Genomic DNA, 11,831 nt, shown 5'->3' on the forward strand with positions numbered 1-11,831 from the left:
GAAGGGCATCGGGCACTTTTAATTTATCCGTTATTATTCGTATCTCTACCAATAAGCTCGTCAAGCGTTATACCGTAGTAATCGGCTAATACGATTAATGACGATATGCTTGGCTCAACCTCGTTATTTTCCCACCTGCTAATGTTTTGTTGTGAGATACCAATAAGCTTAGCCAATTCTCGTTGGCTTAAATTTGCTTTTTGTCTATGATATTTAAGTTCTTCGCCGATGTTCATTTTATCACCATATATCACTATAAAAATTTTAACACAAATTTGTGTGATTTGCTTGACTGACACAAAATTGCGTAGTATAATATACACAAATATGTGTTAAGTGGGACAAATATGTTAGATGAACAAAACCCTTGTTATAGGTGTAAAAATCTCGACAGGTTTTATACAAGGGGAGTAAAACAATTTAACAAAACAAAAGTCGGTTGGTGCTGTAAAAAAGAAGAGATAGTTAATGTTCACGATAGCTGTGATAAATACGAGCTACGGAAACCGTGTAAAAGAATAAGCAAGTCGATTAAGTTTTGCTTGAATGACTTGCTTACGGATATATCGGGGATACGGGAAATTATAGAGGACGAGCGGCGTGAAAACGAAGAAGTGTAAAGACTGCAATTTTTGTAAGTGCGTTTACCGAAAAGCAGGGTACTCGTTTTGGCGACGGTATTCGCATTATTGTACATATTACGATAAATTGGTCAAGCTTGACTACGACTGCGTGCATTTTAAAACAAGAAAAACCGAAGTCGATTTGTCGCAGTATCGATTTGACGGAGTGGAAGAAGATATAAAAAAGCTCTGCAAATATTTAGCAGATCTGTAAGAGCGGAATTAGTTTTTTGCATAAATCGTCTTTATGTGCTTGACGGCTGTGTAGGTGAATGTGCTATACTGTTAAAAACAAAGGAGCGATCATGAGAAAGAAAGGTTTAGCGATTGTTTTGGCGGCGAGCGTTGCGGCTCTGTCCGTCGGTACGGTAGCGTGCGGGGGAGAGGTTGTTGACGATATAACCGCCGACACCAATCCCGCGGATATTGTGTCCGACGAGGTCGCGGACGCGGCGGCGTGGCGGACTGCGTTCGATTATTCGGGCAGAACGAATTTTTCGTATAAAGAAACATGCGAACGCAGTGAGGACGGACAGGTAGTGTTTCGGTACAGCACGGTGTGCGGCTTCAATCCCGATAAGTACAGCTATGACGAAACGAACATGGTGGTGTTCGTTTCCGAGCAGGAAAATGAACAGGGTGAAACGGTCACTGTTGGCGAAGAAATAAATAACGTTTATAAGTGTTACGCCGCTGTTATCGACGAAAAAAATTACGAGTACGAGTACGACAGCGAGAACGACGCCTGGTATAGGTCGGAAAGGAACTACGACGTAATGGATGGGAAGAAGTTTTCTTTGATCGAGCTGTACGGCGAGCTTTATAACGGTTACGAGCGGTTCCGATACGCAGACGGCGTATACGTCGGGGAGTTCGAGGACGAGTATATCACTGAGTATTCTGTTAAGATCAAGTATGGCAGGGTGGTTTATATTTCGTACGTATCGCGGATGGAAAACGAGGAAGACCCCGCCGTCGAAGAGATACGCACGCTGTTCATTTATGATATCGATAAAACTACCGTCACCCTTCCTACTTCGTTTAAAAATAGGTAGTTAATAAATTTTTAAGAGAAATTAAAAAGAGTGGTCAATATCGGTCACTCTTTTATTTTATAATTTTTGATTAAAATATAACCGCCCACAGTTCGAGCATTGCGATCATTACCAGTGGGACGGTAATTACGGACAGCAGGGTGTCGGTAATCACGGCGGCGGTGGCAAAGTCGTTCTTTAAGCCGTAGTGCTCGGACATAGCGACTACCGTCGACGCGGGCGACATGGCGAGCGCGATAACCGGCGCGAGGAATATATAGTCGGTGGCGACGGGCGAGCTGCCCACGAACCCGCTGCACATTGCCCTGAACGCGAGCGCGATGGCGAACGCGAGTATGGGTGACAGTATAAGCCTTAGCGCGCCCGCGCCGTACACGCCGCGAGTACAAAACAGCGTTTTTAAAGGCAGTTCGGCAAGCCCGATGCCGACGAGTATCATCGACACGGGCGCGACCATGGCGGCAAGGCTCTGCGGCACGGTTTGAAGCTCCTTGCACGCGTCCGCCATGAAGAAGTTTATTTGCGGCACGAAGAACAGCAGTAGCCCGACCGCCGAAGCGATTATCGACGGGTTAAGTACTATCTTTTTAAAGCTGATATTTTTGCGGTCGTGGGTCAAGAGGAAAACGCCGAGCGTCCAGATCAGGAAAATAAATACTATGTTGAACACCGCCACGTACATGACGGCGAGCACGTCGTTATCGGTGAAGATCTTGACGAACGGTATGCCGAGAAAGCCGCAGTTTGAGAACATGGCAATGAACGTATAAATATCGGCGGACTGTCTGTCCTTGTACCTGACGAAAATCAGCTTGCACACGCCGAATATAACGAGCATGGCGACGGTGGCTATCGTCGCGGTTATGCCGAAATTGGCGGCTATGCGTGCGCGACCTACGGCGTTAAGTGTGGCGTAATCGTTCTGCGTGAACACGGCGAACGAGTTTATCATAAGCGCGGGCTGGCACACGAACAGCAAAAGATTGCTTAGCGTGGTCTTTGCGCTGTCGCCCGAAAGGTTGAGCTTTTTAAGTATGAACCCCGGTATCGCAAACGCCAAAAGCGCGAGCGTTATCAGTATTGCCTTTACGAATATTTGCCCCATATAATTATTGTACCATTATCGACGAGGAAAGAAAACAATATTAGGAAAGAAATTGAAAAATAAGGATAATTAACAAAAGAGTGGTTAAGCTTAACCACCCTTAAATAATTAAAAGTAAAGTTTTCTTGGTTACTTCTTTTTCAAAAGAAGTAACGAAAACTATTCTATCACGTACTCGCATTGCTTGGCGAGCTCGAGCCACTTCTCGCCGTCGATAAGCACGAGGTATTTCTGCTTATACTTCTTGGCGAACTTGACCGAATTATTATGATACTTGCGGCTCGTGACGAACAAGCCCTTGGTCGCTTCGCTCTCGGCGGTGAGCACACCGCAGAACTCGCGTACCTCGCATTCGGGCACTTGCTTTTTGGGATTGTGGTAGTTCTTGACCTGCAAGATGACCGTTTCCTTAAACCCGAGCGGATCGACCGCGGTCAGCCTGCCGTCTATACCGCCGTCGTTCGGTCCGTCGGTGTTCAAGCCGACCACCTCTGTAAACCCGATCTTTTCGTACCACTGTTTGAGCATGGCGACCGAGTGATCAACGAGCGCCTCGTCGCTTATCTCGTCCAAAAGCCTGCGGTTCTTCTCGTCGGGCGTTTCGGGCGGCTTGACCTTGGCATACTTGTTATTGGAAATAACTATCTGGTTGTTTTTGACAAGACCGGAAAGTATGCGCCCCGCGTCCGATTTGATAACGTCGGTAGTCACGTTCAGCGCGGCGCGCGTGCGCTCGATTATCATGCCGAGCATCGATTTTTTGGCGACCTCGGTCTCGTTCAGAATCTCGAATATACAGTTCTCGATGATCTCGTCGCGGTCGATATCGATATCGGCTTCCGGGTCGCGGCAGGACAACTTTTTATCGCTGTTCTGTTCGAGCGTGTTGTTCTGCAAAAGCTGTTCTATCGCGTCGCCCAACCGACACTTGACGATATTGAGCGGCGCGCCCGAAGTTTTATCGGCCAGCTCCTCATTCGTCAGTCCGCCGCTTGCGGCGTAGTCGGCAATACACTTCTCGACAAGCTCCTTGCGCAATACGGGCTTCGACGCAAACTTGACTATAAGCGCTTTCGCCTGGGAATTATTAAGAACGGTTGCGTTTTTCATAATGTTGCTCCTATTCGTTACCCGCCTTGAAATTATAGATAGGCTTGATAATTTTTTCGATATCGACGGTGGGCGCGATAAGCCGCACTATCTCGTCCATGGGCTTGTACACCATGGGCGACTCGTCGAGCGTGGACGCGCCGACCGTCGTCGTGTACACGCCCGCCATTTCCTTCTTGAACTCTTCGACTGTGAAGTAATCTTTGGCCTCGCTACGGCGCAGAATACGCCCCGCGCCGTGCGGTGCGGAGTTGTTCCAATCGGGATTGCCCTTGCCGACGGCGATAAGACACCCGTCGCGCATATTCATGGGAATGATCACGCGCTGACCCTTGCGCGCGGGGATCGCGCCCTTGCGAACGATTCTATCATCGTCGATAAAGTTATGTACCGTTTCAAAACTCGCGTAGCGGCTGATCTTTAAGAATTTGAGTATGTCGTCCGCCATCTTCTTGCGGTTCTGAACGGCGAACTGCTGACACAGTTTGAGGTCGTGCATATAGTCCGCCATGCCGTCGCCTTCGAGATAGCAATACTCGGCGGGGATCTTGGTCTTGTACGCGTACTTTTGCGAGATCGCTTGGAGCGCGGCGGGAATATCGCTCTGCTTGCCCTGCGCTTTCAGCCGCGCGGTGGTTTCCGCTTTCTCGGGCTCGGCGCAAAACTTGCAGTCGGGCTCGGCGCGTTTTTGGTAGATCTTGGCGACTTGAAGCCCGAGGTTGCGCGATCCGCTGTGAATAACGAGATAGCGGTTACCGTCCGTGTCGGCGTCCACCTCTATGAAATGGTTGCCGCCGCCGAGCGTGCCCAGCGAGCCGTAAAGCCTATCGAAATCGCGCAGTTCGTCAAAGCACCGCAACTGCTTGATAAGCGCTACGCCGTTGACTTCTTTGCGGTAATTGCTCCCGCACGGGATCTTGGCGCGGATGAATCCGTCGAGGTCGGCGAGCGAAAACTCCGCTTTGCCGAGCTCGACGGTCAGCATCCCGCAACCGAGATCGCTACCCAAAACGTTCGGGATTATCTTGTCGCCGAGCGTGGCGGTGAACCCGACTACGCAGTTCATACCGCAGTGCACGTCGGGCATTATTCTTACTTGCGCACCGAAAAACGGCGGCTGCGCAATAAGGTTGTATACCTGATTGACCGCTTCCGGCTCTATGTTCTCGGTGAATATTTTAAGATCGTCGTTCATGATTATAGGGGATAGGAAAAATTATTTCTTATCGGCTTGCAATCTCGCGTTGGGTGCGGTGATAAGGAATAGGTTAGCGCGCGATTTATCGCACAGCCGCGAGAAGATAGCTTCGCCGTAGCGCGAGATAAGCGCTTCGGGCGTGAGGTTCGTAGTGACGAGCGTGTGCTTCTTGCGCAACCACCGCTCGTTGACTACCGTATATAAATATTCGCTTGTGATATTTTTTAGCATGGTTTCGGTGCCGAGATCGTCGATCACTAATAGCTCGCAGTCGAGCATGGGCGAAAACGTATCGCGGTAATCGGCAATAGCGAACTGCGTGTGGTAGTCCTTGGCGCGCTTCAAAAACTCGAACGCGCTGACCGTGACCGCCGACTTGCCGCGCGCTATCGCTTCGGTCGCGACCGCCGCCGCGAGCATGGTCTTGCCCGTTCCCGACGACCCGACGACGATAAAGAACGGCTTGGCGTTGTCGCTGTCGAACCCGTCCAGATATTTCTGTGCCGCGCCGTACACCTTGGCTATCGCCTTGGGCGCGGTCTTGCTCGCCGCAGCAAAATCGACTTGTGGCAGTGCTAGGTTGTCGCCGTTGGCATTAACTACCTTTTTAATAACGCACGCGCAGTACTTGCCGTTCACGTACCCCGTGTCTCCGCACTTCTTGCAGCGGCAGGGCGGCTCGATAACTTCCTTTTTGAGCCCCAGTTTTTTCGCCGTTTCTTCCAGCTTGCGTTTGGCCTGGGGCAGGGTATTATCCAGCTTCTGCGCTTTCTTTATCGCTTCGTCCTGATACTCGGCGTATGCGTCGTGGAGCGCTTTGCTCGATCTCAACGCATTGCGCCATACTTCCAGCCCCGCGTCGAGATCGGCGCGGCGCGTATTCGTTATTTCCTTGACTGCGCGTTGATAATCGTTCATTGGTTTTCTCCTGTATAAGGATAAATTTATAATGCCCTCATCCGCCCTTCGGGCACCTTCCCCAATTGGGGAAGGCGAATAAGGATAGATTTAATCGTCGTCCGTTATCTGCGTAAATAACGCATTCAATTCTTCCGCCGAACGCTGTTCGGATACGACGCCCGTCGGCTGTGCGGGGGAAGCCACGCTCGGCGCGATCGTGGTCTTTGCGCCGTCCACCGTCCTTATCCCGCCGTCGTGCCAGGCGCGGAGTATGCTGTTCATGTACGCGAACGGGTTGTCCTTGCCGACCGCGAGCGTTGCGGCGTGGTAGATCACGTCGCGCGGCATATCCAATTTCTCGCTCCAATTCGTAAAGTACGCGCGGTGAATATCCTTGACCGCGCCCACCGTGCCGAGCGTTTTCAGTATCTTTTCTATATTGCCGTCGTAGCGGTTTTCGTGCCCGACGCGCTCGCGCACTGCGGCTTCGGTCGTCAGCCCGAGCGTGAAGAAGTCGCGGATGACCGCGTCGAGGTCGGACAAACGCTTCATGTCCTTTTTCATGCAGTAGTCGGCGGCGGCGAGTATCGCGTTCGGCTCGAAGCCCATGCCGAGCCAAGGATTGATATAGGTCGCTATCTCGGGGTCTACGTTTTCGTAGTACAGCCCGAGCGCCTTGTTGACGGACTTTGCGAGCTTATAGTTCTTTTGCCGCGCGTCCTCGTACTCGTCGATCTGCGCTATCGAGGTCAGCCCAAGATCGCGGTACTGCGTAAGCTTGGCGTCGAGGAGCGCCGCGCCGCCGCGCTTGACGTTTTGCGCCACGTGCAGGATAACTTCCTTATCGAACCTAAACTCTATTTTCCATTTTTTGTACAGCTTGACCGCTTCGTGGTCGGGGCGTTTGCCGCCCATTGCGCCGAGCACTACGCAAAGATCGTTATAGTACACGCCGTACTCGTCGAGCCGCTCGCCGACGGCGTCGACGGTGCGATAGCCGTCCTCGGCGAGGTTGCGCGCCACCGTTACGATATACGGGCAGGAAACGTTCTCGCCTTTGAGGTTTACGCAATACTTGACGATAAGCGCCATGGCTTGCCATTCGAGATTGAACTTTTCCATGAGCGTGTAGTATTCGCCGTACTCGTTGGGGGTTATCTGCCTGCCGGTAATGAAGTTTTGCGCCTGGCGGTTGAACTCGCCGTACTTGTCGATATCGAATTTCTTTATTTTGGGTCGTGCCGAGCGCGGCGAGAAAAAGCAGATCTCGTCGCCCAGTCGCGACATGAGCCCTTGCTCCGTCCAGTACTCGATAGCCGCGTCCACCGTGGAAATATCGAGGTCGAGCCTACGCGCGAGCCGCTCCACGCTGTCGTCCTTGTCCTGCTTTCTCGCGGCAAGCGACAGCGCGTAAAGATAAACCTTTACGTAGTCCCCGTCGGCGTACGGCATATACTCGACGATAAATTTATTCTCGACGGTGATCGCGCCGTCAAGTGACGCTTCTGCGGAAAGCTTGAACACAGAATGACCTCATTTGCTTGAATAATTCGTTCGTTTGTACTATAATGATAGGGTATTATCGATATAATACAAACTTAAATCAACGTTGTATTATAATACCACTTATCGCAAATTTAATCAACTGTTTTTCAAAATTCGGGAGAAGAAATGAAAATTTTACATACAGCCGATCTGCATCTCGGGAAAAAGCTCGGTAAAGCTCAGCGGCTCGACGAGCAGTGCGAGGTCATAAAAGAGCTTGCCTTGCTCGCCGATACCGAGGACGTCGACGTTATTCTCATTGCCGGCGATATTTTCGACGCGGCGGTGCCGCCGAGCGACGCCGAACGCGTGTTCTACCGCAGCGCGCTCACGCTTGCCGAGCGCGGTAGGGCGGTCATCATGCTCGCGGGCAATCACGACGACGAGCGGAGATTATGCGCCGCCAAGCCGCTTGCCGATCTTCAAGGCATAGTGCTTGCGGGCGAGCTCGACTATTCGGGCGTGGGCAGTGAAACGCTGTCCGACCCTACGCCGCCGCCGTCGCTGTACGGGCTGTTCGACGCCGCCGACTATTTGCAAAAACAGCGGATCAAGGTTTCGGGGCATTTCGGGGGCGTGACGATCGAAAAGGCGGACAACCCCGCCGACAAAACGAATATCGCGCTCGTGCCGTACCCGTCCGAGGGCAGGCTCAAACGCTGGTACGATCAGGACTATAACCTCTCTTATGCCGACCGCGTAAAGCTCACGCTCGACAAGGCGTGCGAGTTTTTTACTCGGGACGCGTATAATATTCTGTGCACGCACTTGTTTTTGAGCAAGGAGGGTAGCGACGCGCTCGGCGGGCTTGTGGCATTGCCGACGAGCATACTTCCCGAAAACTGCGACTACGTCGCGCTCGGGCACGTGCACAAGCGGCTTAAAATCAGTAAAGCGCCGCACGCCGAATATTGCGGTTCGCCGTTGCAGTACGCCTACGACGAAACGCGCAATAAGTCGGTCAATATCATAGACACCGTTAAGCATAGCGTTACGCAGGCGGTGCTGTCGTCGGGCAAGAAGCTTACCGAAACGACGGCGAGCAATTTCGACGAGTGCATGGCTAAGCTCGACGCGTATTCCGCCGACTACGTGCGCATCAAGTACGGCGGCGAGCCGCTCGGCAAGGACGAGACGATCCGCATAAAAACGCATCCCGCGTTTAACGATCTTATAGTCACAGCGTCGCTTGCGGGCGATAAAGTTCCCGAGCGCCGCGCGCATCTCGACGACGATACCATTTTCGAAATGTACTACAAATACCGCTACGGCGCCGAGCCTTCGGCAAAGCTCAAAGCGGCGTTCAGCGAACTGATTAAGGAAATTAAGAATTAAGAATTCAGAATTAAGAATTGCGGTTGAATTAAATAAAAACACCCCGCAGGGGTCAATAATTCTGAATTCTACATTCTGAATTTAATAACGGAGTTATTATGAAACCGATAAAGCTTACAATCGAGGGCGTAAACTCGTTCATAGAACCGCAAACGCTCGACTTCGAGGCGGTGGGGCGCACTAATCTTTTCTGCATAAGTGGCAAGACGGGCGCGGGCAAAACCACCATTTTCGACAGTATCATGCTCGCGCTGTACGGCAAGAGCGGCAAGGGCAATCTTGCCGACGTCGTCAACCTTTCGCGCACTTCGGCGCGCGTGGAGTTCGAGTTCGCCGCTAAGGGCGAGCGGTATACCGTCGAGCGCACAATAAAGACCCGCAAGGAAAAGAACAGCGACGGCGAAGCGCTGGACAAGCGTACCGCCTCTTGCGACTGCACGCTGTATAAGAACGGCGAGGTACTCAAAAAGGGCGAGGAAGCGACCGAGTTCATCCGCGACCTTATCGGGCTCGAAGCGGGCGAGTTTAAAAACGTTTATCTTTTGGAGCAGGGCGAGTACGCCGAGTTCCTCAAAAAGACCCCCACCAAACAGACCGAGGCGGTGGGTAAGATTTTCGATCTCATGCGGTTCGGCGACGTGTATTCCGCCGCTAACGAGAAAATGCGCGACTTCGAACAGCGTGCGCGCGGCAAACAGCAAACCGTTCTCGACCTTTCCCACAAGTACGGGCTTATCGACCAACCGCTCTACGACGAATACGTTAAGGACGGCGTAAGCGTTAAGACGGCGGCGGACCTGCGCGACGAACTGAACGACAGGCTCACCGCCGAGCATAAAGAACTGTCCGCGCTCAAAGCGAAAACGACGACGCTCACAAAAGACGCCGAGGGTATGCGCGCCGAGCTCGAAACGCTCGAAAAAGCGCGCGAGCTGTACATATCGGTGACCGAAAAACAAAAGCAAGTCCAAAACCTTATGCTTAGCCTCGACGAGGCAAAAAGAAAAGCGCGTATCGCCGTCGAGCAAAAGGAAGCGTTCGACAAAACGCGCGATACTTCCGCTGCCGCTAAGCTTACGGCATTACGCGAAAAGCTGGATACGCTCAACACTCTTTCCGCGCTCGACCGCGAGTACGAAGCGGCGGTCAAGGACGTAGCGGCTAAGAAAACCGCCGAAGCGGACAAGCGCGAAAAATCGGAGCGCGCCGCGCAAACCACCAAGCAAAAAGAGCAAGCTAAAACGAACGCGCAGATCGAGTTTATAAACAAGCTCGCCGAGTTCGTTTCCTACACTGACCGCTTGAAAGAAAAGTCGCAGCGGTTGATCGCTGCTATCGACGGCGTGAACGCGCCGACGGGGAAACCCGCGGCGGTCGCCGACGCCATTCACGAGCTCAACGACGAACTGCGCGAGTATAAATCACTTAGTGCTGATTTGTCCGCCGCAGAAAAGAAGCGCGGTGAGCTTGCCGGGTGCAAGGCGGCGGTGCTCCAAAAAATAGAAAAGTACGAGGGCGAGCTCAAAGAGATAACGGCTAGGCTCGAAGCCGCCGAAAAGACCGAAAAGGAAACGGCGGCGGCGCTCGCGGCGGCTCAGCTCAATTCGCATGCCGCGGCGGTCCGTGCCGAGCTTCACGACGGCGATAAATGCCCCGTGTGCGGCGGCGTTTACGGCGGGTGCTGCGATACGGGCGATACCGACGTAGCCGAGCGTAAGTCCGAGCACGACGGCGCGGTAAAAGTACTCGAAGATATATCCAAGCAAAAGACGGAGTGCGAAAAGCATATCGACGGCGCAAAGACCGAGTATACGCATTATGACGGTGCGTTCGCCGAGTGCGAGGCAAAGATCGCGGAATTAAAAGAACAGTCGGCGGCGACGCGCGTTGATCCCGAGGTTTACGCGGCGCTTATCGAACTTTTGACTTCGGCGAAGAAGCTGGGCGAGGAAGCGGCGGCGAAGGAGAGCGAGTTTTCCAAATTCGTACCCGAGGTCACGCGGCTCAACGCCGAGCTCGAAGCGGCGGCAAACGCCGTTAAGGAAGCGGAAAGTAAAGCCGAGGACTACAAAGCGCGGCTGGGCGACAGCTGCGGCAAGACCGCGGAGCGCGTGGCGGCGGTCAAGGGCGAGATATCGGCGCTCGAACAAAAGGAGCGCGAGTTCGCCGAACAGAGCAAAAAACTCGAAAACGAGCTTAACGGCGCGAACGGCGCGGTGAGCGCGGTCGAGCGATCGCTCGAAGCGGCGCGGGCGGACTGCCCCGTGGATATGCCGCCCTTCGACGAGGAAAAGTATTCGAACGCGCGCGACCGTGCGGAGTCGGTGAACAAGCAAATCAACGAGAACGAAAAGACCATTGCGGTAAAACAGACTCAACTCACTTCGCTTGAAAGCGATCATGCGGCGTTTGCGAGCGCGGTAGCCGAGTACGCGACTGTGGGCGATACAATAAGCATCTACAAGAAGATCGCCGACATGACCAAGGGCAAGGCGATGCTCAATTACGTTGCCACCGAGTACATAGTAGAGTTCACCGCGATAGCGAGCGAGATCCTCGGCGAGCTGTCGAGCGGAAAATACACCATGAGCTACGACAAGACTAACGGCTTTATCGTGTCCGACTACCTCAACGGCGGCAAGTCGAGAAAGACGGATACGCTGTCGGGCGGAGAGCTGTTCCTGGCGTCGCTGTCGGTCGCGATAGCGATAGCGCGCACCGTCGGCAACGGCAATAACGCGTTCTTCTTTTTGGACGAGGGGTTCGGCACGCTCGACGACGAGCTTATCGATACCGTTTACGGCGCGCTCGAAAGTCTCAGTAAGGATTGCTTGGTGGGCGTTATCACGCACGCGAACGCGCTCATAGACAGAATGCCGTCTTGCGTGGAAGTGCTCGAAGCGACGGACACCGCAGGAAGTAAGATTAATTGTTAATCAGGAATTGTGAATTTAGGTGTG

The 11,831-nt window shown here is 52.9% G+C and carries 10 protein-coding genes; 4 read left to right on the plus strand and 6 right to left on the minus strand.

All coding sequences use genetic code 11. The features are described 5' to 3' along the window. Window positions 1-23: 23 nt before the first annotated feature. Window positions 24-299, minus strand: coding sequence for a helix-turn-helix transcriptional regulator (locus HDT28_00900; protein MBD5131144.1), 276 nt, complete (start codon window positions 297-299; stop codon window positions 24-26). Window positions 300-600: 301 nt separating this feature from the next. On the opposite strand from HDT28_00900, the gene HDT28_00905 reads away from it, so the two are divergent. Both HDT28_00905 and HDT28_00910 read left to right on the plus strand, forming a co-directional pair. Beyond that, the gene (locus tag HDT28_00905; protein ID MBD5131145.1) at window positions 601-837 is read left to right on the plus strand and encodes a hypothetical protein; all 237 of its coding nucleotides are present in this window, start codon (window positions 601-603) and stop codon (window positions 835-837) included. Between the two features lie 91 nt (window positions 838-928). Continuing rightward, window positions 929-1,678 carry a hypothetical protein gene (locus HDT28_00910; protein MBD5131146.1) on the plus strand — a complete coding sequence of 250 codons (750 nt, stop codon included), beginning with the start codon at window positions 929-931 and terminating at the stop codon, window positions 1,676-1,678. Between the two features lie 70 nt (window positions 1,679-1,748). Here the strand turns inward: HDT28_00910 and HDT28_00915 are convergent, their stop codons facing one another. The 5 genes from HDT28_00915 to HDT28_00935 all read right to left on the minus strand — a co-directional run bounded on the left by HDT28_00915 (window position 1,749) and on the right by HDT28_00935 (window position 7,515). After that, window positions 1,749-2,783 (minus strand): hypothetical protein, encoded by a 1,035-nt coding sequence (locus HDT28_00915; GenBank protein MBD5131147.1) that lies wholly within the window; start codon window positions 2,781-2,783, stop codon window positions 1,749-1,751. A 159-nt stretch (window positions 2,784-2,942) separates the two neighbouring features. Next, window positions 2,943-3,893 (minus strand): restriction endonuclease, encoded by a 951-nt coding sequence (locus HDT28_00920; protein MBD5131148.1) that lies wholly within the window; start codon window positions 3,891-3,893, stop codon window positions 2,943-2,945. Window positions 3,894-3,903: 10 nt separating this feature from the next. Beyond that, window positions 3,904-5,088, minus strand: a complete 1,185-nt coding sequence (locus HDT28_00925) for an RtcB family protein (protein ID MBD5131149.1) — start codon at window positions 5,086-5,088, stop codon at window positions 3,904-3,906. Window positions 5,089-5,109: 21 nt separating this feature from the next. Next, a complete protein-coding gene (locus HDT28_00930) occupies window positions 5,110-6,009 on the minus strand; it encodes an ATP-binding protein (GenBank protein ID MBD5131150.1) in 900 nt (299 codons plus the stop codon). Between the two features lie 90 nt (window positions 6,010-6,099). Beyond that, window positions 6,100-7,515: a DnaD domain protein gene (locus HDT28_00935; protein MBD5131151.1), complete on the minus strand. Its 1,416-nt coding sequence runs from the start codon at window positions 7,513-7,515 to the stop codon at window positions 6,100-6,102. Between the two features lie 147 nt (window positions 7,516-7,662). Between HDT28_00935 and sbcD the strand changes: the two genes are divergently transcribed. Both sbcD and HDT28_00945 read left to right on the plus strand, forming a co-directional pair. After that, window positions 7,663-8,871, plus strand: a complete 1,209-nt coding sequence (gene sbcD, locus HDT28_00940) for an exonuclease subunit SbcD (GenBank protein MBD5131152.1) — start codon at window positions 7,663-7,665, stop codon at window positions 8,869-8,871. A 98-nt stretch (window positions 8,872-8,969) separates the two neighbouring features. Beyond that, window positions 8,970-11,807: an SMC family ATPase gene (locus tag HDT28_00945; GenBank protein MBD5131153.1), complete on the plus strand. Its 2,838-nt coding sequence runs from the start codon at window positions 8,970-8,972 to the stop codon at window positions 11,805-11,807. Window positions 11,808-11,831 lie beyond the last annotated feature (24 nt).

This window comes from Clostridiales bacterium (genome assembly GCA_014799665.1).
Classification (GTDB): Bacteria; Bacillota; Clostridia; order Christensenellales; family Pumilibacteraceae; genus Anaerocaecibacter.